Source organism: Pseudoalteromonas sp. UCD-33C (assembly GCF_001306895.1).
In the GTDB taxonomy this organism is placed as follows: domain Bacteria; phylum Pseudomonadota; class Gammaproteobacteria; order Enterobacterales; family Alteromonadaceae; genus Pseudoalteromonas.
This window is the reverse complement of record NZ_LJTB01000004.1, coordinates 268,962-294,774: the sequence shown is the minus strand read 5'-3', so window position 1 is coordinate 294,774 and position 25,813 is coordinate 268,962. Positions and strand designations below refer to the sequence as shown.

Annotated in this window: 23 protein-coding genes; 14 read left to right on the top strand and 9 right to left on the bottom strand. The window is 40.5% G+C overall.

The window, feature by feature from the left end; genetic code table 11:
* Positions 1 to 76: 76 nt before the first annotated feature.
* Positions 77 to 952 carry a hypothetical protein gene (locus AOG26_RS11315; RefSeq protein ID WP_054562582.1) on the bottom strand — a complete coding sequence of 292 codons (876 nt, stop codon included), beginning with the start codon at positions 950 to 952 and terminating at the stop codon, positions 77 to 79.
* Positions 953 to 1,736: 784 nt separating this feature from the next.
* Here AOG26_RS11315 and AOG26_RS11310 point away from each other — a divergent pair.
* On the top strand, positions 1,737 to 1,937 hold the full coding sequence (locus AOG26_RS11310; protein WP_054562581.1) for a hypothetical protein: 201 nt from the start codon (positions 1,737 to 1,739) through the stop codon (positions 1,935 to 1,937).
* The gene (locus AOG26_RS11305) at positions 1,927 to 2,172 is read left to right on the top strand and encodes a hypothetical protein (RefSeq protein WP_054562580.1); all 246 of its coding nucleotides are present in this window, start codon (positions 1,927 to 1,929) and stop codon (positions 2,170 to 2,172) included. The genes AOG26_RS11310 and AOG26_RS11305 overlap by 11 nt, the downstream gene beginning before the upstream one ends.
* A 1,237-nt stretch (positions 2,173 to 3,409) precedes the next feature.
* On the opposite strand, the gene AOG26_RS11290 is transcribed toward AOG26_RS11305, so the two are convergent.
* Positions 3,410 to 3,871 carry an Lrp/AsnC family transcriptional regulator gene (locus AOG26_RS11290; protein WP_054562577.1) on the bottom strand — a complete coding sequence of 154 codons (462 nt, stop codon included), beginning with the start codon at positions 3,869 to 3,871 and terminating at the stop codon, positions 3,410 to 3,412.
* 138 nt (positions 3,872 to 4,009) lie between these two features.
* Between AOG26_RS11290 and AOG26_RS11285 the strand changes: the two genes are divergently transcribed.
* The 4 genes from AOG26_RS11285 (at position 4,010) to AOG26_RS11270 (ending at position 7,933) form a co-directional block, all read left to right on the top strand.
* Entirely contained in the window at positions 4,010 to 5,257 is a 1,248-nt protein-coding gene (locus AOG26_RS11285) for a Zn-dependent hydrolase (RefSeq protein ID WP_054562576.1), read from the top strand.
* A gap of 21 nt (positions 5,258 to 5,278) precedes the next feature.
* Positions 5,279 to 6,472 (top strand): diaminopropionate ammonia-lyase, encoded by a 1,194-nt coding sequence (locus AOG26_RS11280; protein WP_054562575.1) that lies wholly within the window; start codon positions 5,279 to 5,281, stop codon positions 6,470 to 6,472.
* Between the two features lie 38 nt (positions 6,473 to 6,510).
* Positions 6,511 to 7,140, top strand: a complete 630-nt coding sequence (locus AOG26_RS11275) for a LysE family translocator (RefSeq protein WP_054562574.1) — start codon at positions 6,511 to 6,513, stop codon at positions 7,138 to 7,140.
* Between the two features lie 250 nt (positions 7,141 to 7,390).
* Positions 7,391 to 7,933 carry a peptide deformylase gene (locus AOG26_RS11270; protein ID WP_054562573.1) on the top strand — a complete coding sequence of 181 codons (543 nt, stop codon included), beginning with the start codon at positions 7,391 to 7,393 and terminating at the stop codon, positions 7,931 to 7,933.
* Between the two features lie 325 nt (positions 7,934 to 8,258).
* Here the strand turns inward: AOG26_RS11270 and AOG26_RS11265 are convergent, their stop codons facing one another.
* Together AOG26_RS11265 and AOG26_RS11260 are read right to left on the bottom strand one after the other, a co-directional pair.
* Entirely contained in the window at positions 8,259 to 9,845 is a 1,587-nt protein-coding gene (locus tag AOG26_RS11265; RefSeq protein WP_054562572.1) for a hypothetical protein, read from the bottom strand.
* 503 nt (positions 9,846 to 10,348) lie between these two features.
* Complete coding sequence (locus AOG26_RS11260) at positions 10,349 to 12,007, bottom strand: tyrosine-type recombinase/integrase (protein ID WP_054562571.1); 1,659 nt, start codon at positions 12,005 to 12,007, stop codon at positions 10,349 to 10,351.
* Between the two features lie 247 nt (positions 12,008 to 12,254).
* Here AOG26_RS11260 and AOG26_RS11255 point away from each other — a divergent pair, with 247 nt between their 5' ends.
* From AOG26_RS11255 to AOG26_RS11245, 3 genes are all read left to right on the top strand, one after another.
* Positions 12,255 to 12,509, top strand: a complete 255-nt coding sequence (locus AOG26_RS11255; RefSeq protein WP_054562570.1) for a YfhL family 4Fe-4S dicluster ferredoxin — start codon at positions 12,255 to 12,257, stop codon at positions 12,507 to 12,509.
* Between the two features lie 108 nt (positions 12,510 to 12,617).
* Positions 12,618 to 13,937 (top strand): methyl-accepting chemotaxis protein, encoded by a 1,320-nt coding sequence (locus tag AOG26_RS21085; RefSeq protein WP_054562569.1) that lies wholly within the window; start codon positions 12,618 to 12,620, stop codon positions 13,935 to 13,937.
* Between the two features lie 197 nt (positions 13,938 to 14,134).
* Positions 14,135 to 15,451 carry a methyl-accepting chemotaxis protein gene (locus tag AOG26_RS11245; protein WP_054562568.1) on the top strand — a complete coding sequence of 439 codons (1,317 nt, stop codon included), beginning with the start codon at positions 14,135 to 14,137 and terminating at the stop codon, positions 15,449 to 15,451.
* 2 nt (positions 15,452 to 15,453) lie between these two features.
* On the opposite strand, the gene AOG26_RS11240 is transcribed toward AOG26_RS11245, so the two are convergent.
* On the bottom strand, positions 15,454 to 15,705 hold the full coding sequence (locus tag AOG26_RS11240) for a TIGR03643 family protein (RefSeq protein WP_054562567.1): 252 nt from the start codon (positions 15,703 to 15,705) through the stop codon (positions 15,454 to 15,456).
* Between the two features lie 45 nt (positions 15,706 to 15,750).
* Entirely contained in the window at positions 15,751 to 16,635 is an 885-nt protein-coding gene (locus AOG26_RS11235; protein ID WP_054562566.1) for a LysR family transcriptional regulator, read from the bottom strand.
* A gap of 102 nt (positions 16,636 to 16,737) precedes the next feature.
* Between AOG26_RS11235 and AOG26_RS11230 the strand changes: the two genes are divergently transcribed.
* The 3 genes from AOG26_RS11230 (at position 16,738) to AOG26_RS11220 (ending at position 19,174) form a co-directional block, all read left to right on the top strand.
* Complete coding sequence (locus tag AOG26_RS11230) at positions 16,738 to 17,367, top strand: NAD(P)-dependent oxidoreductase (protein WP_054562565.1); 630 nt, start codon at positions 16,738 to 16,740, stop codon at positions 17,365 to 17,367.
* A 68-nt stretch (positions 17,368 to 17,435) separates the two neighbouring features.
* Complete coding sequence (locus tag AOG26_RS11225) at positions 17,436 to 18,458, top strand: Kelch repeat-containing protein (protein ID WP_054562564.1); 1,023 nt, start codon at positions 17,436 to 17,438, stop codon at positions 18,456 to 18,458.
* Positions 18,455 to 19,174, top strand: coding sequence for an SIR2 family NAD-dependent protein deacylase (locus AOG26_RS11220; protein WP_054562563.1), 720 nt, complete (start codon positions 18,455 to 18,457; stop codon positions 19,172 to 19,174). Before AOG26_RS11225 ends, AOG26_RS11220 begins: the two co-directional genes overlap by 4 nt.
* Before the next feature lie 33 nt (positions 19,175 to 19,207).
* On the opposite strand, the gene AOG26_RS11215 is transcribed toward AOG26_RS11220, so the two are convergent.
* Positions 19,208 to 20,800: a carboxylesterase/lipase family protein gene (locus AOG26_RS11215; RefSeq protein ID WP_054562562.1), complete on the bottom strand. Its 1,593-nt coding sequence runs from the start codon at positions 20,798 to 20,800 to the stop codon at positions 19,208 to 19,210.
* Positions 20,801 to 20,994: 194 nt separating this feature from the next.
* Between AOG26_RS11215 and AOG26_RS21060 the strand changes: the two genes are divergently transcribed.
* Positions 20,995 to 22,311, top strand: a complete 1,317-nt coding sequence (locus tag AOG26_RS21060) for a methyl-accepting chemotaxis protein (RefSeq protein WP_054562561.1) — start codon at positions 20,995 to 20,997, stop codon at positions 22,309 to 22,311.
* Positions 22,312 to 22,363: 52 nt separating this feature from the next.
* Here the strand turns inward: AOG26_RS21060 and AOG26_RS11205 are convergent, their stop codons facing one another.
* A complete protein-coding gene (locus tag AOG26_RS11205; protein ID WP_054562560.1) occupies positions 22,364 to 23,362 on the bottom strand; it encodes a DUF4382 domain-containing protein in 999 nt (332 codons plus the stop codon).
* 229 nt (positions 23,363 to 23,591) lie between these two features.
* On the opposite strand from AOG26_RS11205, the gene AOG26_RS11200 reads away from it, so the two are divergent.
* Positions 23,592 to 24,032 carry a hypothetical protein gene (locus tag AOG26_RS11200; protein WP_054562559.1) on the top strand — a complete coding sequence of 147 codons (441 nt, stop codon included), beginning with the start codon at positions 23,592 to 23,594 and terminating at the stop codon, positions 24,030 to 24,032.
* A gap of 36 nt (positions 24,033 to 24,068) precedes the next feature.
* Here AOG26_RS11200 and AOG26_RS11195 read toward each other — a convergent pair whose 3' ends face one another.
* Positions 24,069 to 25,757 carry a methyl-accepting chemotaxis protein gene (locus AOG26_RS11195; protein ID WP_054562558.1) on the bottom strand — a complete coding sequence of 563 codons (1,689 nt, stop codon included), beginning with the start codon at positions 25,755 to 25,757 and terminating at the stop codon, positions 24,069 to 24,071.
* Positions 25,758 to 25,813: the final 56 nt, after the last annotated feature.

Genomic DNA, 25,813 nt, shown 5'->3' with positions numbered 1-25,813 from the left:
CTGTTTAAATACTCTAACGTGTTTTGTCCAGTAACTAGTTATGCCCTTATGACTACTGCCCACACCGAAAACTCACTTAGTCATCATAAAACCTCTCACTTAATTCATCACATAGCTTGGTTCGATAGATAATCGATGATTGCAGTATCTCGACATCTTCAGGTGATAGGAGAGGGTGGCGAGTTTTCTTATCGAATCGAGTTGTCATTTCTTCGAATAATTGTTCGTGCAGGCGTTTTATGTCGTCAAAAATTTGCTGCGATTGGGAGAATAAAAACACTTTGTCGTAGTCGCCATTTTTAAGTGAGGCTAGGTACTTTAAAAGAATGGCTTGCCGTGCTGCTTTGTTCTTGAAGGAGTGTTCGACTTCTATGGCTGCAATTGAGTCATCTAATAAGCGAACTGCGCCATCGACTGTTCGGGTCTCTGTGCTTGTATTGGCGCGTTTGAATTCGGGTTCAGTGATAAAGCTTTGCCACATGGGGGCGTAGGTGCCATCACTGTGATAATTGTGAATACCTCTTAGCATCACGAAGGCGTTAATTAAGTTATGCATTACGTTGTTATGGTTAAACTGTAAAGCTGGGTTGGTATTCGCTCTGAAGTACACATCAATATTCATTATTTCTTCAGCGTACTTTGCAGCACTGTAGGTTGGAACATAGACGCGCCCATCGGGGCTGCGATGTGTTTTAACGAGCTTTAAAAAGCCATCATTGGTGAGTCTATTTAAATGCTCTAAGGCTAATCGGTGTGAGATGGCATAAAGCCAACTCACAAGGCCTGGTGTGATGATTGTAAATCGAATGGCAATGAGGATTGAGAGCCTCAGGCGATTGCTAAACTTTTGATGATTGTTTGCACCTTCATAGTAGCGCATATCAATATCAAAAAAGCGAGGGTAGGCGAGCTGCAGTTGGCTACTGGTATTGTTGTTTTGGATGTTTTTCATGTTTAAAGACCTTGGTTGTTAGTTTGAATCTTTAACTAACAACCTACCTTGCAAATTATCGCTTTTTAGCGATTGTTTGCCGATTTTCCTACCGGGATGCTTTGTACGCGTGCCCGGCAGAGTTGTCGCGATGATTATCGCAACAACAGGCAGCTTTCAGCTGATGTCTTCACAACGTTGTTGTTCAAACATATGGCTTAAAACGCCCGTCATCTCTGATGTTGCTCCGCAACGAGCTGACTCGACGAGCTACCGCTCTAGCGTATTAAGCCATAGCGCGAATGTACCGAGCTACGCTCTGTACTCACCGCCACAATGCCGCTTTATGAACAGGCGATGGGTGCCCCATTATCCGCCTTCATCATATCGCTTACTTTTCTATCGCAAAGGTGGTTCGCTTTTCAATTTGTTCCAATTTCAACCGAATTTCGCTAGGGCGAAACATCATCGCGGTGAGTACAGACCAGCTGTACATTCGCGCTGCTCCATGTTTCTTCGGCTTCGCCTAAGGCACATTACGCGACTTATTGGTCTCATTCTGAGACGCTTTTTATTGCCTAATTTCGTTCCGAATTAGGCTGGATTTGATGTCTTTCAGACGAAAAAGTAAGTCTACTTCGTAACAAAACAAAGTAATATTGTCTGTGAATAGTGAGATAAATAGAAAAGAAGAAAGTGATAATCCAAACTGTTTGTTGCTGAGCTTCGCAGTCAAACGAGTTTGTTTTTTATCACAAAATCATTAACTTTTAAAGAGAACTCACCCACTCTAAGAGGTTAAAAAATGACGACTACATCGATTAATCCTGCAACCGGTTTACCTATCAATGATGCTGATAATGGCAATTGTGTTGATATAGGTGGCAACGTATTTGGCACAGATAACAGTGATTTTTCTGATACAACAAACTGTGATTCTTTCTCTGTATTTGATGATACTGATTGGGGGATAGATATTTCTTGCGGTGGAATTGATGAGTTTTAAACACTCATTTATCTATCGCAATCGTATAGAGATTGTTATCTCACTGATTCTATTCAGTGGTGTTGGATTTACGTTTTATCAGCTTAAGACCACAGAAAATCTCGTTTGGCTAATCGTAATGAGCCTGTTTTGCACCAAATTTGTAATGGGTGCAACGGGCTACTATCTCTATGCAGAAAAGCACACACCCAGCATGAAAAAGATGCTTGAGTATGTGTTACTAAGGTTTTACTAACCTCCTATGTTTGTCCACCAAAGCGCCTCTATGGCGCTTTTTCGGTTTATAAGAGAGTAAAATCGTAGTTATATCAGAATTTAAAAAAGCGCCCATAGGGCGCTTAGAATTAAAGGTATTTGTCTCGTAATTTTGATTCTATGAAACTTAAAATATCAGCACATATGTATGCCAAAATAATTTGCTCATAACCTTCGAGTAAGTCAACAGACGCCAGTCTAGAAGTTTCGGGGTAATCAAGAACCCACAAAAATATCGCAAGTGAAATAAACAAATAAATACTATTCACACCGACTCGTACTAACCCAAGTACGAGCTCTAAACAAAATGTCTTCACACAGGTTCTCCTCATTTGTACTGTGCAAATACGTATGTTTGTTAGGTGATAATTTATAGTTTATTGGATGAAGGCTTACTTGTTATTGCCTCAAAACGAGTTAAGGCGAATTACTCTAAGGACAGCTTTGAGGAATTTAATGAAGTTATCTTAAGTAATTTATGTAGGTATGCTACGGTCTTTGTTTATCGAAAGTTCTGGCCACAACTATTATGAATAATAGAGCAATATTGAAAGCATTGGTTCTCGCTTCAATTATGGCAACGATAACGCTTGCACTTTTGGGAGGATATACTCCTCAGACTTCTATTGATGGTGTAACATGGCATCATTATTCGTTTCAATGGATTGATTTATTGTTGTTAATATTGCCAATATTTGTTGTTCCTATCACCTTCATAATTGGCTACCCAACATCTCTTTTGTTATTTAGGTTAAATTTGTTCAACATCTATACGATGTCAATTGTCGGTTCTATATGTGGAATAATGGTCATTTCGATAGTGTTTTATCAGTTTCCTCCACCCGCAATAGTAGCCTTTTATTATGGAGTAGGAGGTTTCGTTGCCTCAACTACAACTTTTTTTACTTATAAATACCTGACAAAAAATATAAATATTTAGTGATTTAGCAATTACTAGCAACAATCACTTGGTTTAATTAACTCACAATTGCCCCAAAGTGTTTCAGAACAGAATTCAACTTAATTTCATTCTCTGTATTTCGACTTACTTTTCCTTATGATTTGAACTCTCACAATATGGCCAAGTTTACTATGCCGCAGCAATTCTCTTCCGGAGGTATTCTTAGTTCCTATGGATTGCATACCGTACTTTTAGTTTCAAAATGAACATGCAAGACTAGATACGTTTAACTTTATACACGGTCGAGGTAGCTACTCTACAACGCTATACCCACGCCAACTTTCGCTTTGGACATAGCGACAAGGGTTTTGAAACGTTTGACGTTAGTCTTTTGGAAAAACAGCTCTCGGGTCAATTCGTTGTATTGATCCATGCTTTTTACTGCAAAAATCAACACAAAGTCCCATTCTCCTGTCACGTAATAACATTGTTGTACGTACGGGCAATTTTCAAAATCACGTCTTGTCGAGTCTAGTTCATGTATTTGCTCTGACTCGACTTCAATGTTCGCAATAATGGTTAAACCAAATCCTAAGGCTTCCTGATCAAGCAATGCCGTGTATTGTTTGATCACACCATTAGTCTTAAGTTTCTTTAAGCGTCTGTTCACAGCGGCCGTAGACAAATTTACATCTTCACCTAATTCGCTTTGGACGATCCGGGCGTCCTTTTGGATGGCTCGCAGTATCTTTAAATCAAATTCATCAACTTCAATCACAATACTTTCCAATTAAATGACTAAATAACGCAATAAATTTGCGTTTGAGTGGTTTATTTAGAGAATTTATACGATTACGTCTCACTATACTAGTCATATCAAAAGTTACTATTCGCCCTGCAATATAGGATTGCTTATATGACAGCACTTACATTAGATGCAAACACATTGCTTGAACATATCGAGACTTTAGGAAGCATTGGCTTAGACAGTGTAAATGGAGGCCGTTCACGCATTGCCTTAACGGATACGGAAAAGCTAGGTCGAGACCAAGTCGTCTCATGGATGAAGGCACTGGACTTGGTGGTCCATATTGATGAAATCGGCAATATATTTGGCATACTGCCAGATCAATCTGGCAACACAAAACACAATGCTTTAATGATTGGCTCTCACATTGACAGTGTGTTCAATGCTGGAGCTCTGGATGGTTGCTATGGCGTATTAGCTGGATTGGCAGTGACTAAAGCGTTTCGCGATAAAAAGATAGTCCCTTCTCGGCCAATTATCGTCGCGGCATTCACGAATGAGGAAGGTGTCCGGTATCAGCCAGATATGATGGGATCACTTGCTCATGCAGGAGGCTTAAGCGTAGAACAAGTCCTAAATAGTGTTGGTACAGATGGTACGCGTTTGGGGGATGAACTACAACGTATTGGCTACGATGGCGATATGCCGTTAGGCACTTTAGTTCCGAGCCAGTATCTTGAGTTGCATATTGAACAAGGTCCAGTTCTAGACAAAGAAGGTATTAAGATTGGAGCTGTTGCTAATCTTCAGGGAATTTCCTGGCAAAAAATTTATATTAAGGGTAAGGCCAACCACGCAGGGACTACACCAATGTCCATGCGCCATGATGCAGGTTATGCAGCGGCATCTATCATGACGTTTTTACGTGATGTCACTCAACGTAAATCTGGCACTTTAGCGACGATTGGGAGTATCAAATTCGAGCCGAACGCGATTAATGTTATCCCCAGAGCTGCCGAATTGACTGTCGATATACGTAATCCCGATAATTCGACCTTACACGAAGCTGAGCAGGCGTTAACAGAACACCTAGAAGCCTTGCGTCAAGAGGAAGGTGTCACGATAGAAACAGAAGTACTAGCTCGCTTTGATCCTGTTACTTTCGACGAACACTTGGTGAATGCAATCGAGCAAGCTGCCAATACACTCAATATCCCGCATCGCCGAATGACGTCAGGCGCTGGTCACGACGCACAAATGATAGCCCGCATTGCGCCATCAGCGATGATTTTTGTACCAAGTAAAGATGGCATTAGTCACAACCCTAAAGAGTTCACCGAAGCTGAAGATTTGGTCCAAGGCGCAAAGGTGCTTCTAGCTACTGTGGCAGCGTTACTGAATCCTACCCAGCAATAATTCGTTTTGAGAGAAGTTACTATGTTATTTAAAAATCCAAATGCAACACATGCCCCTTATCCTGTTGAACTGGCGGGAGTGCTAAACAGAGAAACGGCTCAGAAAAGTAAGCAATGGCTTTCCAGTTGGCCTTTACTCAATGCCAATGCTACGCCACTCTGCTCAATGATGGGAACCGCCCATGCTTTAGGCATAGACATGCTTTGGATAAAGGATGAATCCAAACGCTCCAAACTAGGAAGTTTTAAAGCTTTAGGCGCTCCCAATGCATTAATAAATTTAATCCTTAAACATTTCCCTTCACTCGACGCGGAAAAAATTCTACTGGGCGAATACCGAGAACAACTTGCAGACTTTGCTGTGGTCAGTGCAACTGACGGTAACCACGGACGCGCATTAGCTGCAGCAGCACAATCGAGTGGGTGCCCTTGTACCATAGTGATACATGCTCAAGTAAGCCAAGAAAGGGAAGATGCCATTGCTGAATATGGTGCAACCATGGTTCGTATCACTGGAAACTATGATGAGTCGGTAGAAGAAGCAGACCGTATTGCGAAAGAAAATGGCTGGATTGTCGTCTCGGATACTTCTTATGAAGGATACACGGAAATACCTCGAGATGTTATGCAAGGTTATGGTGTGATGGCTGCGGAAACGGCTGAACAACTCGAAGCGCAACAACAAATACCAACCCATATTATTCTTCAAGGCGGTGTTGGTGGTTTAGCAGCAGGAGTATTCAGTTATTTTTGGGAGCAATACAGCTCGAATCGCCCAACGTTTATTGTTGTCGAGCCAAGTCAAGCAAACTGCTTGTACCAAAGCGCTATTCAAGGCAAGCCTGCATCAGCAACTGGCTCTGTTGACTCTGTGATGGCTGGATTGGCCTGCGGTGAAACCTCAAAAATTGCTTGGGAATTTTTGCAACCCTGCGTCGACTTCTTTGCCTTAATTGATGACGAAGATGCCATTGATGCAATGAAACAACTGGCTCATGGCGAACACGGCGATAAGCCAATTGTTGGTGGTGAATCTGGTGTTGCAGGATTGGCGCTGTTGAACAAACTTGCTAAACAAGGTCAATTGAAAGAAATCGGTATCAACCGCGAATCAAGCGTACTGGTTTTTAACACCGAAGGTGCCACAGCGCCAGCGCTATTCCAGGAGCTCACTGGCCTAACGGCACAAGAGATCCTAGTAAAACAAGTAAAGTAAACCATTGAATTAGACCATTATCCATAGGGGGATAAGAAATGTTTGGCATAGAAAACCTAATGCTTTTCATCATTTCTGGGCTGTTGTTAAACATGACCCCAGGCGCAGACGTTCTTTATATTCTCAGTCGTTCAGCTTCAAATGGCTTCAAAGGCGGTGCCGTTGCAGCCTTAGGTATAGGCGCAGGCTGTGGTGTCCATGTGATCGGCGCAACGGTCGGTATTTCAGCACTTATCGCTTCGTCTGCGACATTGTTCACGGTTGTTAAATGGTTGGGCGGAGCCTATCTCGTTTTTATCGGTTTCAAAATGATTTTTTCTCGACAGAAGAATCTACAAAAAGATAGTGTGGCTGCTGAAACCAGCCTTAAGAACATTTTTTGGCAGGGCTTTATGACGAATGCTCTGAATCCCAAAGTGGCAATTTTCTTTATTGCTTTTCTACCACAGTTTATTTCCGCCAGTTCCGACAACTATCCAATGGCAATGCTAACACTAGGCATTATTTTTAATATTAATGGCACACTCTGGAACCTAATTGTTGCTTGGACAGCATCAGCAATCGCAAGCCAACTTAACCATTCAGGGATCATTAAACCTTGGCTCAATCGCTTTGTTGGATCTCTCTTCCTGTATTTTGGGCTGTCTTTAGCTATTACAGCGCGTTGAGCAACCCAAAATAGTAATAAGTCGTTGTGAATTATACAGGAACAAAAATTGAAAGCTCAGATGATAAAGTGGCGTCATACATCAGGAGCTGCTGGATTAGCTGGCTTAATGTTTTCTGCCGTTCCAAGCAATGCTAGACCATTAATCATTGTTACAGAGACACAGTGAGAACGAAAAACGATTTGAACAAGCATAACTCAGCAAAAACCAACAGATAGTATTTAACAACTTTGAACAAGAGATTAGTCAGATGAAAAAAGTGCAAATCCTAGCCTTTGGCGAACCAAGTTTACATATTCCAAGTGCGGAAGCTGACTTCAACGATCCTGAGTTGTCCGATGAGATTGAACAACTAATAGTAGCTTTAAAAGAATTCCAGTCTGAGCATGACTGGGGTAGAGCTATGGCAGCACCGCAAATTGGTATAAACAAGCGTATAATTGCTATTAGGATAAAAAAAGACACCCAAGTATTAATTAACCCTCAAATTACCCGTACAAGCTCAGAGAAAATGGTGGTCTGGGATGATTGTATGAGCATGCCTAATATTGTTGTGGAAGTAGAAAGGCATTGTAGTATTGATATCCGCTATACAGATGAGAGCGGACAGCAATGTTCGTTGACCAATATAGATCCTGATTTTTCCGAACTTTTGCAGCATGAAATTGATCATTTAGACGGTATTGTAATGACAGATAGGATAATAAGTGGTGGTGCAGTCATTCAACGAGACCTAATGGTAAAGTATGAGAGGTATAGGGAACTAGTAAAACGACATGTAAGAGTAGAATAAAGTATCTATGCTTGGGGTGATCCTAGTCACCCCTTATTCTATTCACACACGACATAGCAGCAGTTAGCGGCAAAGCATAGGTCTTGCACAATGCTGAGAAGACCTTACTTGCGCTCAATGCATACTTATGCGCATATATCGAATAGAATTAAATTACTAACAAATACCCAAGGTGCAAGTTATTGTCAATTTTCTTGCAGATTCGGCATCCTGAAAAGTAGTGCCGTTCTGGTTTTAGGGCTATCAAAAGTAAACTCATGGGTAGGTATCGCCCGAATGGGCTAAGAAACTTTTGTCCATAAACGAGTTAGATAATGCGCCAGACTTAAATGGTTTGATATTCTTCATTACTTTTCTTTATTTTATTCATAGCTTCAAGGATTGCATTTTCATGCATCATGAATAAATTGTTTGATTCTTTTGAGTACGTCCCGTGTTGCTCCTCTGCGGAAGTGTAATGCCTTCCGGAGCGGTCATGATTTGTATGTAAAATATGCAGCATCCTATTTGCTTCAGCTTCATTTTTTTCTTCTGTTGATGGCTTTTTCTCAGAGTTACTTATGTGGTGTAATATTTCTTTTGAGTCAATTTCAGCTTCCGTTAGTGTTGAATAATCATTTGTTAATGCAACCATTACATTTGTTTTAGCAAGTTTTCTAAACATAGTTAAGCAAGAACCTTTAGAGCCTTTCTTGTTAATTTTATAAGGGTTTGCCTTATCCATATTCTTAGGTGCATTTTTCTGCATGAACTCCCTAAGCGTATTGTATGGTAAATGATTTTCAGGATTTCGTATGCTTACAAACAAGTACTCTTTTATCTCACCATATACTCTTTTTGAATATGCTAATTGATCTTTTATGGCTTTTATCATTTCACTGGTTAATATTATTTTCTGTTCTTGTTGGTTTTTTGTTGGCCCTCTTTCTGTTGTGGTACTACCTGGTATTATCAAAACCTTCGGATCATCTAAATTATCTAAATAGCTGCTCTTTAATGTGCAAGCGCACTGAGGTCTTAATGCAGCAAAAATACAAAGCTTTAAAGCATTTACTAAATTTCTATTTTCGTTGTGTTCCAGAGCGATTAATAGCTTTGCTGTAGATTCATTATCTGTGTAGCCTTCATACTTTCTTATTTCACATCTTTTCTTAGATAAATATAAACTTTTGACATTATTAAAAGGGTTGTTCTTATAATTTAGCCTGTCTATTGAAAACTTAAATAAATCTTTAACGCGATGGAAAATAGTTTCTACATATTCCCTTGTAAGATCACTCTTTAATTTCGTAAATGCTAGTTGAATATCATCACTTGTAATATCAATAAACCTTTTATCAACGCCAATGATAGTTGAAAATTTTCTAAGGTAGCATGAATACGTTCTAATGGTTCCATCTGAAAATAAACGACGATCACTCTTTTGCTCTTGTTTTAATTCTTCTATATACAGTTCAGCAACTTCTCCAAGCGTTTGACCATATAACTGATTCTCTAAAATATAGGCGCTAAGAGTTGCAGCTTCAGCGACTGTCATTGTTCTATTGTTACCTAATAAAGGCTGTTTTAACTTTGGATGGTCAGGATAGTGTGCAAAAAATTGCACGATTCCATTTAAATTAAAAACGAACCTTAATTTGCTTTTGCTACAATATTTAGATTTCCTATGATCTTTTTTTGGTTGACCTGGTTCTGGTTCTGGGTATTTAATTGCTGCAGCGCATTCAGATAATATTAAAATATCTTTATCACTATATGGTGGTTTAATACTGTCGAATTTCGACTTGCTAATACACTCACTTTCACTTTGCTTCTCAGACTCATTTTCACTTGTTATCTTAGATAGGTTTCTAATTTTATCTAATATTCTGCTTATTTTATTTTTCTTAAACTTCTTGTTGGTTTTTTTCATATTTTATTAAGTCTTTATTATTTCATCTGGGATGAATTAACTTTGTCGCTTTTTTATTATGTTGAATGAGTTTTTTGATTGCTGCAAGAGGGGGGAAGCCTTGCCAGCTATGGCTTTAAGCCTATGACTACTAAGATCATTTTGGTGGTGAAATTAAATGGCTTTGTTTAAGCTACTGATATGTCGTTTATAAGCTTATTATCAAATCTGAGCTTTTTGGTGGTGTATTAGTATGTTTTGGGTACTAAACTTTTTTAAATTTTTTTTAATAAAATTTTTTAACGATTTTTGTGTACTTTTTATAAATTCTTTGTAAGTTCATCAAAATTCAATACTTTTCTTCGTTCTACCGTTAAATTTATTTTTGCCAATACTATTTATTATTTTTGAGCGAAAAGTGTTCATCACCTTTGCTGTTGTACGAAAAATGACCCGGCTTTACGCTAAGTCATTATTTAGTTTCTATATGCTCTTTCAGTATACTTTTCGGATGAGTATTTAGCTTAAACAGCAATATCATCAAGGTAACTTTCGATTACAGTTCTACCATCTTTAGTCAGAATTAACTCTTTAACTGATTTTCCTGTATCGCCAAAAGGCTGATTTATGAATTGAATGTATGCACCTTTATGGACAAGAGATGCTTTAATTCGCTCTCTTAGCGCTTTCTTATGTTCCTTATCTTTGATTATTTTTTGTTGGTTTACCTGAAATGCTGTAGGCCTTAACTCTAAGCTTTGAAATTCATGGACTCGTTTTAAAATGCTGACCTCGTGTAACTTAAATACATTAAACTTAAGTTTTGTTGAAGTGCCGTAGAGCTCTTCAGATTTATCGTAGTTAAGCCCATTCGGATCATCAGACTTTCTCAAATGATGAAGTGCTAACCGGGTTAAGTCTTCTGCATGCTTAAAGTGGTAGCCGTTTGATACTAACAGCTCTTTTGTATTGGATTTAAAAAAGCTTCTACACATAGTACAAAATGCACCCGCAGAGCCTTTCATTACAATCTGTTCGATATCGCCTTTTACTGCATCAAATGGAGAATAGTCTTTGATAATTTTATCGAGGGAGCGTTTAGAAAATTGCTTCATAGGGTCGCGAGGTTGCAGAAAAATGAACTCTTGATTGCAATTAGGTCGTGCCGATTCCATCCATGCCCTTTGTTCAAGGATAATAGTACGCATCATTTTTGTTAGTGGGAGTCTGTATTCTTTTTGGTTTTTCATTTCACCACGTACACCTACGATGGATGACGGAAAAGTTATTAAGGTCGGAAAGGTAATACTATTCAGCCATGACCATTTCATTTGAGGAATGTTGATAGGCCTCAAGCCTGTTAAAATCATAAACCTGGCTGCGTTCTTCTGGTGAATGCATGGTGTAGTTGCAAGGTTGATCCACAACTCTGCAATTGAATCTAAGTCAGTGTAGGCTTGACACGGGCGGGGAGTATCAACTCGATCAGAAACATAATAATCATCAATGTCAGCAGCAGGATTACGGCCATTGTTAAACTTATTTTTGGCAAACTTCCATATACGCCTTATTTGAGCAAATAGCTCTATGGCTTGGTTGTTGGATTCGCTAGCAATAATTTTATCAATGATTCGCTCAAGATCCCCTGCCGTAATACTTTGAAATCTCGTTTTCATATTAAAGTACTGCTTAAGCTTTTTTACTCTGCACTTATATGTTCTCAATGAACCGGCTGCAAACTTTGTTGGTGCGAGTAAATGTCGGTTTGTCAGGTTCTGCTCATATTCTTTAAAAATAGTGTTTAAATCGGCGAATATCGTTCTTCCCTCCAATATCGTTTTCGTAAGCTCTCTTGCTTTTGCAATGGTGAGTTCTGGTAGCTCCCCTAGCTTTACGTTTCGAATCTCTAACTTTTTCGGGAAATTAGAATAGAAGATGACCTTACCTTTTGGGGTGAATACGAGCCGTAAATTGTGTTGTTGCTCATATTTAGACAAACGAACCAAGGGCTTATTTTTAATTCCTTGTTTTAAAGCAACTTTTCTCTCAAAATTTGAAATTATTTGAATCGCAGTAACACACTTTTTTATGTACAACATTGAAAAAGGTGCCTTCGTCTCTTTCCAAACTGCTTTTGCTTTGATGTATTCGGCTTTTGTAATGGGTTTATTCGTGTTTTTCATTTCTCTAAAACTCAGGTTTATTAAGCCCTGCAGGCCTGTCGTTTGATCTAGATCAACAAAATTTAGAGTGGGGTAAAGTAGAATGCGCGACCGCTTTTGTAACGGCTGCTCATAAACAGAGTGTGCTACGAATTGTGTTATTATTTATCGAATATTTTTCAAACTAAGCTTGTTTGAAAAATATATGTGTTACATACCGACTCATGTAACTATTTGTTTTATAGTGATTTATTTTCGAGGTCATTAAATGGCATTACTCATCAATAACAAATGTATTAACTGTGATATGTGTGATCCTGAGTGCCCGAATGAAGCTATTTATATGGGCGCGAAAATATATCAAATAGACCCAAATAAATGCACTGAGTGTGTTGGGCATTACGATAACCCTACATGTGTTAGTGTGTGTCCTATTGATTGCATTAAGCCAGATCCAAATCATCGTGAAACTTTAGATGAGTTGGCTGAGAAATACGTTAAATTGACCTCTCAAGCTTCTTAGTTAAATCACTTTTCTTAATTCTTTTTGCTTATCTTAAAGTAGCGCCCTGCGATAATTGTTCTACAATTTTATGAACAACAACACGTTAATAAAAAATCAGGGCGTTTTATGTGGTTTAGTAAATCCTTACAGGCTGAAATTGATACGTTAAAAGCTGAGCTTTATCCGCTAAAAGATCTCACTTCGGGTATTGATGAAGAGATGTTGGTGCTTAGGCTGCGTGCAGATGGCACGATGGCTTATATTAACCAGAACTTTTTAGATGAATTAGGCTACTCGCACAACCAGCTAATTGACTCACCCTTCCAAGATATTATTACTGAACAATCTCGAAATACTGACCAGTTTAAAGACTTGAAAAATGCCATTGAAAATCAACAGCATGGGGTTGGGCACTTACAAATAACTCGCTATGACGGCAAGCTTGAGTGGCTCCGTTTGATTGCACACCCGGTTCACACAGAGCAAGGTGAGCTTAATTACTTTGCTATTTACGGCACTGTGCTTACCGATGCAATTTCTACTTCTCGTGAACAGCGCGATACTATTAATGCAATCTATCGCTCGATGGCGGTTATTGAGTTTGACCTAGAGGGCAAGGTTATTAACGCAAATGAACCGTTTTTAGAGAGTATGGGTTATAAAAAAGATGAGATAGTAGGTAAGCACCACAGTATGTTTTGTGAGCCTGAACTTGCTGAGTCAGCTGAGTATGAGAAGTTTTGGCAGCGCTTAAAGCGTGGTGAGTTTGTTGTTGATCGGTTTAAACGTGTTGACCGTCATGGCAATGAAGTGTGGCTTGAAGCGTCATACAACCCCATTTCAAATGATTTTGGTGAGCTTTACAAAGTGATGAAGTTTGCCACTGTGATCACTGAGCAAGTTAATCGTGAACAGGCAATTTCTCAAGCGGCCGAAATTGCGTATGGCACATCAACAGAGACTGATAGACTCGCTCAACAAGGGGCTGAGGTGTTACAAAACACCATGACGGTGATGAATGAATTAGCCCAGCAGATGGAGCAAGCAGCCCAAGAGATTTCAGCACTTGATAAACAGTCACAGCAAATTGCAGCCATTGTGCAAAGTATAAGTAGCATTGCGGAGCAAACGAACTTGCTGGCGCTAAACGCAGCAATTGAAGCTGCTCGTGCCGGTGAGCAAGGGCGAGGTTTTGCGGTGGTGGCTGATGAAGTCAGACAGCTTGCTTCAAGAACCTCAAAAGCCACCGAAGAAATTGTTGAAGTGGTAAATAATAATCAGTCACTTACGCAAAATACAGTAAAGGTTATTGAGCAAGGTAAGGTGAAAGCTGAGCAAGGCGTGTCTTTATCAAATGAGTCTGGTCAAGTGATGGAAGACATACAACACGGTGCGCAGCAAGTGGTTGATGCAGTTGGGCAATTTGCAAACCAACTGAATCACTGACAAAAAGCCTACTCAGTTAGGCTTTTATAATGCTATTTAATTAAATCATTTCTTATTTTGCCTCAAGAAACTTCCTATTGTTTTGAAAGCCAGTATTCATCCAACTTTTTTACGCTAAAATCATTTGGCGGTACAGAAGTTAGTAGTTCTTATCGAGCTACTCTGTGATAATTTTGGTATTAAAGGTGGGATGATTTATGTTTTTTACCCAACCATTGAAAGAAAGGATAGCTCAGTTAGAAGATGAATTGTTTCGTGTATCTCAAGTGAAAGATACATTAGATAATAGAATGTTTACGTTGGAACTCGATAGGGAAGGTCATATCACGTTTGCCAATACGCAAGTATTAGCAGAACTCGGCTTTACAGAAGCACAACTAATAGGAAAACCTCTGCTTGATTTGGTGCCTAGCAGCGCCAAAGACGCAAAGCATTATCTTCATTTTAAACGAGCTATTTTAGATAAATCAGCTTGGGTCGGTGCTGTTCAACTTTTAAATACGCAGGGCCAGCATGTTTGGTTAAGAGTATTTTTCCATCCAATTTTAAATAAACAGCAGGGCTTTGAAAAGTTTGATCTTCACGCCAGTGTACTGACCCGAACAATTGAAACATCGCAAGAAAATAAAGACTTAGTGAAAGCAATTAATCGGTCTATGGCGGTTATTGAGTTTGATTTAGATGGCCATGTTTTAAAAGCGAATGAGCAATTTCTAGCGGGGGTTGGTTATACAAAAGACGAAATTATCGGTAAACATCACCGTATGTTTTGTGAACCAGCTGAAGCAAACTCAACTGGCTATGCTGAGTTTTGGCAGAAATTACAAAAAGGCCAATTTATCTCGTCACGATTTAAGCGGGTGAATAAATTTGGTGAATCCATTTGGTTGGAGGCGACTTACAATCCGGTTTTTAACGAGCAAGATGTGCTTTATAAAGTCGTTAAGTTTGCCACCGTCATCACCGAACAAGTGAATCTAGAAATGGCTGTGTCTCAAGCGGCGGATATTGCCTACAGCACATCCACTGAAACCGATAAAGCAGCAAAGCAAGGTGCCACCGTTTTAGATGAAATGGTTCATGTAATGGACGATTTAGCGAAGCAAATGGAACAAGCTGCAGCTGAAATGGCTGAGCTCGATAAGCAATCGCAACATATTTCTGCCATCGTACAAAGTATTAGTAGTATTGCAGATCAAACAAACTTACTGGCGCTTAATGCTGCCATTGAGGCGGCTCGTGCAGGTGATCAAGGCCGAGGCTTTGCGGTGGTGGCTGATGAAGTAAGACAACTTGCTTTAAGAACCTCTAATTCGACAGTCGAGATTGTTGATGTTGTAAAACAAAATAGGTCTTTGACTAAACAAACGGTTGAAGTTATCGAATTAGGAAAAGCAAAAGCTGAACAAGGTTTTAAACTTGCTTCAGAGTCTGGTAGCGTGATGAGCGACATTCAACATGGCGCTCGAAAAGTGGTAGATGCGGTTGGGCAGTTTTCACAAAAGATAAAATAACTTTATCTATGTTTATATTGGGTTTTACAGTAACCACGGGATATATCTGGATGGCGTATTTTTAAGTGTTTGGTTTGCCTACCCGCTGCGCGTTTTCGCCAAAGTTTAAAACTCGAGCTTGTTAATTGCTCACGCATTAGCGCGATAACGCTTTTTTCATTTAAACCAAACTGTTGGTTTATTGCTTCAAACGGGGTTCTATCTTCCCACGCCATCTCTATGATGCGTGATATTTCATGATCTAAGTGCTGCATTACGGCTCCTTTTTGTAGCTTATACGTATTTGCAGCAGGTTTAGATTATAAAATATCGTGTTGCCAGTGCTCTGCTAAAAAGTCGATGAACGCTCTGGCCACATTTTGTTGGAAGTTACGTGATAAATACACTGCCCATAAGTGAGAGCCCATAGTAGTATGCTCAGGCAGTACTTTAACAAGCTCACCTGATGCCAAATAGTCATTGGCGAGATCACATGGTAGGTGAGCTACCCCGATTCCTTGTTTCGCTGCTTTTAAAAGCACCCCCATATCGTTGGCAACAATGTTGCCCTTAACCGTGACTTTTTGTGTGTTGTCGTCGTGTTGAAATTGCCAAATAGTGTGTTTGTTATGAACAAGGCAATTATGTGCGGTTAAGTCACTCGGCTCATTAATCGGTGGGTTCGCAGCTAAATAATCGTTAGAAGCACATACTGCGGTTGCGATATACATTAGCTTACGGGCAATAAGACCTTCATCGGGCTGGTGGATGTAACGCAAAGCGATATCAACGCGGTCATCAACCAGCTGCGATAAACTATCTGAAAGTAACAGTTCAAAGCGCGTCTGAGGATGGCGCTTGGTGAATACTTCAATGGCATCAAACAGTTTATGTTGGCCAAGCCCAATCGGAGAGGCAACTCGAATGGTACCTACCAATTCATTGTTATGGCTGTGTGCTCGGCTTTGTAAATCAGACACTTGATTTAATATTTGCTGGCAATAGCTAAGGGCTTCTTCGCCTTGAAGGGTCAAACTTACTTTGCGTGTTGTGCGATGAAACAACCTTAAATTTAGCCACTTTTCTATATCTTGAATATGTCTAGAAACTTGTAATCGGCTTAAACCTAAATGCTCTGCAGCCTGAGTAAAGCTGCCGGTACGGGCAACCTCGACAAAGCTAGTAATTGAATTGAGTTTATCCATTGGTATCTTCAAGTGAAACAATGTGTATCTATATAGTGTATTTATCAGTAATTAGTGAACAAGTAAACTGCATTCATTTAAACAAACAACGGAGAATTCCTCATGAAATTAGCAGTTATTGGCGCAACAGGTTGGATTGGCAGCCACATTACTTCAGAAGCAATCGCACGTGGTCATCAAGTAAATGCATTAGTTAGAGACGCAAGTAAAGTAACCCAAGATAACGTTACTGTGACTGAATTTGATTTAACTAAAGACGATATCGCAACTGCAGCTGCAGGTAGTGATGTTGTTATTGCTGCAATTGGTGGTCGTGCTTTAGGTAACCATGAAATTGTGGCAAATACAGCAAAACAATTACTAAACGCACTTGCAGGTACTAACACACGTATTTTATGGGTGGGCGGTGCAGGTAGCTTAGAAGTCGCACCCGGTGTAACACTGGTATCAAGTCCAGATTTTCCTACTGAATACAAAGCAGAAGCCATAGCTCAAGGTGAGGCACTTGATGTGTTTAGAGCCTCAAAAGTAGATACAGCTTGGACTTTTGTATCACCAGCTGCGGTCATTTACCCTGGTGAGTCAGAAGGCCCGTACCGTGTTGGTGGCGACAGCTTCTTTACTGATGCAAAAGGCGAAAGCAAAATATCAGTCACTGATTATGCTAAAGCGATGCTTGATGAAGCACAATCGGCAGCTCATTTAAATCAACGTATTAGTATTGCTTACTAATAGCGAGCCTTTCTTCAGGCTCATAAAATGGTATTCTTAAACTATGTGTTAAGTTACCTATTTAATTTATGAGCCTGTTATTTTCTACTGCACTTGCAACCATACCTGCCTTACCTGAACCCGTCGCGAACAATGCTGTTGCCAAAGTTGTTATTGATGAACAAGCCTACTTTTTAAGTTTTATGGGCTTGAGCTCAGGCAAAGCACATACCGATGTTCACAATAAAGTGTGGGTCCTTAAAGTGGGCGATAAGGCGTGGCAAGCAGCTAAAGCCGTACCAAGTACGTTGCCCCTTACTGGCCGTTTGGCGAGTACCGCTGTGGGTGTGGGTAAGCATGCCTATGTATTTGGTGGGTATACCGTTAGCGCCGATCATCAAGAAATCTCTACACCCGATGTATATCGCTATGATGTGCTCTCTAATTCATATACGCAACTTGCCAATATGCCAGTGCCGGTGGATGACAGTGTAGCGCTTTCGTACCAGCAGCGTTATATCTATTTAGTCAGTGGTTGGCATAACGATGGGAATGTAAACCTTGTACAAGTGTATGATACGCATACAGATACTTGGCAACAGGCTTCGCCATTTTTAGGTCAACCGGTGTTTGGCCAAGCGGCGGCAATTAGTGGGAACACTATATTGGTGTGTGATGGCGTTAAAACACAGGCGAATGCTGATAAACGTCGTTCTTTCGCTGCGGTTGCACAGTGTTTAAAAGGTACGATTGATGCAAATAACCCATTAAAGATAGATTGGCGTACCGTGCCACACCCAACAGGTGTTGCTCATTACCGTATGGCAGCAACCAGTTTTAATGGCGACATTTATATGATGGGCGGCTCTGATAACCCATATAACTACAATGGTATGGGGTACGATGGTAAACCAGCGCCAGCGAGTGATCATGTTTGGCGCTTTGATGTTGATAAAAACACGTGGCATGTAATGCCAAAAGCCGATACCGCGAGCATGGATCATCGAGGTTTATTAGAGCACCAAGGAAGCTTGTATCGTCTTGGTGGTATGGATAATAATCAACAAGTGACAGCCGATTCACTTGGTTACAAGGTAAAGTTATCTCTATGAATACACTCTATATTACTGGGGCAGGTGTGAGTGCCGCTAGCGGTATACCGACCTTTCGTGGCGAAGATGGTTATTGGACCATTGGCAGCAAAAATTATACGCCGATGGAAATGGCAACACGTGCTATGTACGAAAATAATCCCCGCGAATTTTTAGCTTGGTATTATCATCGTTTTGCAACCTATCGCCATCACGGTCCCAATCAAGTGCATCATTGGTTGAGTGATAAAAATCTCATTACGCAAAATATCGATGGCCTTGATGGTAAAGCAGGTAACACCGATTTTATTGCTATTCATGGTCGCTTAGATCAAATGACACTGTTTCACCATCAAGGTGACGATGTGATGGCTTTTAACGCGCCGTGGGACAAAGTCAACGAAGACAACCTCCACAACTCACTGCTCGAGGTTTTTAATATTGATAATGAAAGCCCCAAGCTTAATGAATCGTTTAAGCCTTACGTGCTGTTATTTGACGAATACTACACTGAGCTTTATCGAATCTCTGAGGCGCAACAGCGTATGCTCGATGCCGATAAAATCGTCTTTATCGGCACCTCGTTTAGTGTCAATATAACGCAAATGGCACTCGATATTGCACGTAGCCAAGGCACGCCAATTGAGGTGGTTGACCCGGATCCTACTCATGTATTTCATCCTAATGTGACATACCACAAGATGACTGCGCTTGAGTATGTTCAGCAGCAAGGGTAAAAATAAGGCGCTTTAATTAAGCGCCTTATTTGATTACTTTTCAGCTTTTGTTTCTGTGATGTTTAACCGCGCTTGTAAGGGATCCGGTAAAAACTCTGCAGTCCCTGATTTACTCATTTGCAGTATAAAAGATTCATCATTTTTATATGCTTGCCAAGTCGGTAAACCCGGGCCATTTGGTGTGCCTAATTTAATAAAATTCGTCACATAACGGTGCATTATTTTAGCGGCTTGCTTATCTTGCTCAGTGGTTACATGCCCATATTTCGCTGCCACAGTATTAAAAAAGTACGGAATTTCGCTGGCGTGCTCTGCACCGGGTTTATCTAAAGTTTGCGCCACATAACCAAAACGATATAAAAAGGCATCTTTCCCCATATCTGTCACACGTTTTGCAACGAACCTTGCTGGCTCTTGCATCAAAGCATCTTGCCCAACTTGGTAATTGAGTAAAGGCAATGGCGTTTCGCCGCTTGCATCGTAAGTCATTTTTGCTTGTGTACTGTGCGGAGCAAAACTTGCGAATAGCGCCTCTTTAGAAGCAAAATTAGCAAAGCCTAAATCCATATCTGTTGTACCGACCATGGTCGCAACATGGCTAAACGTGCCTTTACTCAAGCGCGCTTCTGTCGCCGAATTGATGATGGTGCCATCAATAATTGGCCCGCCAACGTACGTAGGTTCAACATCATTTTGTCGGTTTAATGTGCTCAGATTTAGGTCATCAACCACGTCTTCGGCAGATAACTCACGTAGTGCAGCAAGGGCATTTTCATCACTGCCTAAAATGGTGTGTTGTTTGGCAAAGTTTTCGCCAATTTTTTCGGCACTTAATACGGTGTCATCATCACTAGTTAGAGGCAACTGCTTAAAAAGCTCTCGTCCGCCCGCTGACATAATAATCGCTTGCTGGAATAAGCCATTAGCAGCAGGTGTTTGCATCATCGCATGTACCGATGCGCCTCCTGCAGATTCACCCATGAGTGTCACTTTTGCAGCATCACCACCAAATTGAGCAATATTTTGTTTAACCCATTCAAGGGCCGCAATTTGATCCATTAAAGCGTAGTTGCCAAGCGCATCGTTCTCAAAACGACTGAGAGCAGGGTGCGCAAAAAAGCCAAATCGGCCTAGGCGATAATTAAAGCTAACAAAAATAACCCCTTGTTTAGCAAAGCTCTCACCAGAGTAAACTGCGGGTGATGCACCACCATTTACAAAGCCACCACCGTGTATCCATACCACAACAGGGTAAGGGGTATCGCTGTGTTTAGTGGGTTTAAATACATTTAAATAAAGGCAATCTTCCGAAGGAGTTGTTGTAAGCGGTGCAGCGTCGGCTGCAAACGGCTTTTGCATACAGTCAGGCGCGTAATCGTTAAGTACTTTTACATCTTGCCACTTAGGAACAGGCTCTGGTGCTCGCCAGCGTAACTCTCCCACCGGAGCTGCAGCATACGGAATGCCTTTATAGGCAATAAAACGCCCTTCTTTTTGCCCTTGGATAAGCCCGCCAGTGACGGCAATATGATCAGATTGAGGTTGTTCTTGGCAGCCTTGCAAAAATACAGCAGAGCCTAATAGAAAAGATGAGTAAAAAATTGATTTGAGAATACGCGATGTCATAACAAAGCCTAGGCTGTTTGGGTAAGGCTTATAATATTATATATTTGCTCAATGTTTAAGAAGAAAGCGCTTTAGTGTAAGAACAGGCAGTTGGTTAACCTGTTAATCATTAAGAAAAAAGAACCATTTTGTAATTCTATTTCTTATGCTACTGAGCTAATATTTATTTAACGACCCTAATAACTGGTGTTTCAATGTGGTTTAGTAAAAATAAAGATCAACTCATTGATGCCTTGCAGCATGATGTTGATAAAAGTCAGCAATATTTATCTGGGATCAGAGAAAATATTGCTTATATCGAATTTACACCAGATGGAACTGTTCTCGAAGCCAATGATTTGTTTTGTAAAACAATGAAAGTGCAAGCTGGCGATATTATTGGTCAGCATCATAGTAAGTTTTGTGCGCCTGAATATAGCAGCTCAAAAGAGTATCAAACGTTTTGGCAAGATATTGCTAGAGGCCAAGCAAAGTCAGGGGTTTTCTCGCGCATAAATGGTGCCGGCGAAGATATTTGGCTGCGTGCAACCTATTTTCCTGTTCGCGGTGATGATGGCAAGGTGCGCTGTGCAATTAAGTTCGCTTCAGAAATTACTAAAGAAGTCGAAAAACTTGATGAAATGTCGGCAATCTATGATGCCGTTAATAAAAGCACTGCGATGATCCGCTTTACGCCGGATGGTCATATTATTTCTGCGAATGATAATTTCTTAAATGTTGTAGGTTACAGTCTTGCTGAAATCCAAGGTCAGCATCATAAACTGTTTTGTTATGACGACTTTTATCAAAAGAACCCCAACTTTTGGCAAGATCTTGCAAACGGGCGCATTTTCTCTGGGCAATTTTCTCGTAAAAAACGTGATGGCAGCCCGCTTTACTTAGAGGCAACCTATAACCCTATTTTTAATAAACAGGGTAAAGTGACGCAGATCATTAAGTTTGCATCTGATGTCACCGCCAGAGTTAACAGCACCGAAGAAGTTAAACATGCAGCTGAAAATGCCGGCCACACGTCTGAAGAAACCTCGCAAGTCGTGACGAATGGTCAGCAGCGAATTTTAAGTAGTGTTGCGTCATCAAAAAAAGTGAGCGAGCAAGTTCATCAAACCCGTGAACTGTCGGATGTGTTAGCGCAGCAGTCATCACAAATAGGTGAAATTGTAACAACCATTAATAGCATCGCAGAACAAACAAACCTACTCGCCTTAAATGCAGCGATAGAAGCTGCCAGAGCCGGGGAGCATGGTCGCGGTTTTGCGGTGGTTGCCGATGAAGTTAGAAATTTATCGCAACGTACTTCTGTGTCGACCAGTGAAATATCAGGCTTAATTGGAAAAACGCAAGAAATCGCAGCAAAAATGACGGCTCTTATCGAAGAAATCGAAGCTCTGTCTGGTGAGTCTCAGCAAAATGTTGAAGAAGTCAGCATGATCATGGAAGACATTAAAACCGGTGCAGATAAAGTGGTGGATCAAATATCTGAAGTAATTATTCGTTACGACACACTCTAAACAACAAAAAGCCCGCAGTGCGGGCTTTTTAATGGGGGTATTGATTCCAATATTATTCAGAAACAGTGAAAGACACGTCTAAGTCTTCACCCGATGTTACTGTAATTGGTTTTACTTGATAAAGCGTAAATGCTTCGTCTTGCGTTTCTACGTCATCAATGTGCGCAGCGCAGGTATAAGCAAGTTGATAATCACCAGGTTGAATGAACGCAAGTTCAAATTCGTATTGGTTATCTTCGCTATCGAAAACAACATCCGCCGTTGCAATAGGTGCATCTAATGGTGTTTCATCTTCGTTAACTTCATAGTTGTCCATTGGCATTTCAACATCGCTGCTGTATAGGTAAACAGCATGACCGAATGAGCCATCTTCTAGTGCGATATCGATATTATCAGTTTCACAGTTAGCGATAAGTACATCGCTTACAGTGCCTTCGATATCTTCAGAATCAGCAAGGTTTTCTAAGCGAACACCGCGTGGTTTTAAGAAGATCTCATCACTATTTTGTGGATCAACTAGTGACTTTTTAAGGTCAAATTCGATAACAAAGTCGTTACCAGCTTGGTTAAGGGTAAAGCCATCAAGTTGGATTTCACCGATACCATCGTTGCCTTTACGTTTAACAACCAGTGGTGCAATGCTGTCATCTTCGTAAACAACATGCGAAGTCATGGTTAAATCGTTTGTGTCACCATTGATAACATCTGCACGGATCCATTGATATTCGCCAGCAGGTACTTCTTCATCTTCTAATAAAGAAAACACATCATCACCTGTGTAGTCTAATAGGTTAACCATTTCAGGCATGGTTTCATCATCATCTTCACGGGTCTCAAAAGTGAACTCTTCACCACCTTGGGTTTTCAATGTGATTGAATCAAACACAACATTAACAGCTTTTAAACCTGTCACTGGTGCATCAGACACACCTAATGTGAACTGTGCAGTTTGTGGCTGAGGATCAACCGAGTCGTTCTTGTCGTCATCTGAGCCACAACCAACAAGTGCAAATAAAACGGCGCTGCTAAGTAATGTAGTTTTAAAGTTCATCATTTCTTCCCTTTGTGTTCTAAAAATTTACTAATAGTGTAATAACTAAAACTTAATGTAACTTGAATTGCTAATGATAAGTTTCGATTAACACCTTTGTACCTTTTATGTAACAAGCTGAAAGCCACGACAAAATATAAATGCAAATTTAGCGTGCTTTTTAAGCAAATTCATTTTTCTTCCACATTTTGCTGACACCATCGCAAAAAATAAAAATCTAGGAACAAAAATGAAGGTCATTGATTTAGAAAAGCGCTTTGAGTTGAGGAGTTGGGCACTGCTAGCTGCATTTAACTTAATCTTATTTGTGGGATTTATTAATAGCGTATCAGAAGTGAGCAGCTTACTTTTTAGCTTTTTAGCTTGTGCAGTTACGTTGTTATTAGCGCTACTTGTGTTTAATTCAAAGCGCAATTTAACGGTGTGTCGCCATGGTGTGCATTACCGTAATTTATTTGGACAATGCCGTCATATGCATGCAAGACAAGTGCAGTTTATTCACCATTACTCATTTTTTGGTTTGCGCTTAGTACTTATTATGGGCGAAAAGTATATTTGTATTGCGCCTTTTTATAGTCTTAATGACAAACATCAACAACGTCTAAAGCGCTACGATAATGACTTGTTCGATTGGCTAAAGAACTTACAAAAGACCAATGATTTTTGTTAAGCAGGCTGCAATGCCTGCCTAACCATCAATCAGTTATTAGGTTTTATAACGGCTAACATTTTGTTCTAACTGCGTTGCCGTGTCTGTTAGTTCATGCATGTACGATGTGGCTACATCGGTATCATTAGCGGTTTTGTTAGCGATATCGACAATGGTCGTCATGTTTTGATTAATGGCTTCAGACACTGACGTTTGCTCTTCAGCGGCTGTGGCAATTTGTGCATTTTGTGATGTGATGGTGTTAACCGAAAGCAGTACTTCATTAAGCGCTTTTTCGACTTCGCCTGCCTCATTAACACTGGTTGCACTGCCAGATTTGATTGACTGCATAATGCTATTTACAGTTGTTGTTCCTTGCTGTACTTGCTCAATCATTGCCTCTATTTCATGAGTACTATCTTGCGTGCGTTTTGCTAGAGTTCGCACTTCATCAGCCACCACCGCAAAGCCACGACCCGCTTCACCAGCTCGGGCAGATTCAATAGCTGCGTTCAGTGCCAGTAGATTTGTTTGCTCGGCAATGTTTCTGATCACATCAAGCACACTACCAATTTGACTCGATTGTTGATTAAGCTGATCGACCGCATTAGCCCCTTCATCAACTTGTTTGGCAAGGCCATTAATCACTTTTATGGCAATGAGTAATTGGTTGTTAGCTTGTTTTACTAAATGATCGGCATGTTCAGCAGCGGTTGAGGCCTCTTGAGCACTGCGGGCAACTTCCATTGACGCCGCCGACATTTCGTTTATTGCGGTTGCAACTTGTTCACTTTCTTCATGTTGACGATTAATACCTGCGTGCATATTGGCAAGTAGCTCGTTGAGTTTGTGTGACGCTTGATTCATCGATTGCGATGATTGGCGAATATCAATAACCATCTTACCAACGTCATCGGCAAAACGGTTAAACGAACTGCCAAGCTTGCCGAGTTCATCGTCTCGTTTCACCATTAAACGTTGGGTTAAATCGCCATCACCTTGTGATATATCGTTCATTGCTAGTACGGTTGTGTGCAGAGGGCTAGTAATACTGCGCGATACCACCACTGCAATCGCTGCGGTAATTGCAACTGCGAATATTGAAGCGATAACGGTGTTTATAAAGGCATTATCGATACCTTCATTAACACGTTGCTCTGTCACTGCAACTTGTTGCTCAAGGCCACTGATCCAAAAACCGGTTCCTAGCACCCAGTTCCATTTTGGTAGCAAAGCGGCAAAACCGAGTTTAGGGTTTACACTGCCATTGGTATTTTTCCAAGAATACTGCACATAGCCACCGCCTTTCTTCGCAGCATCAATCAGCTCTCGTATCAGATAAACCCCATTAGGATCTTTAAAATCATAAAGGTTTTTACCCTCAAGTGAGGCGTTAACGCCATGAGCAATGTTGACACCTTTTACATCATATACAAACACATAGCCTGTATCGCCAGCATCATCAAAACGCAAATTACGCAAAATGCTTTTTGCTTGGTTTTGTAGCTGTTCAGTATTATAGCCATCATCTTGTGCGATGAGATGAGCAATCGAACTCATGGCAATTTTTTGATAGTTACTAACTTCTGCTTTTCGGTCGTTTTCCATTTGTGTGGCAAAACTTTCAACGGTTTGTGCACCACTGTGTTTTGATTGCACATAGTTGTAGAGTGTCAGCATAATTGCAATGAGTAGGGGGGGAAGTAGGGCTAGAAAGAGTACCCGTTGCTGTATTGATAGCGCCATTTATCGCTCCTAATAAAATCCGCAGTACTAGTTTAGTACGTTTATAGATTTTTATT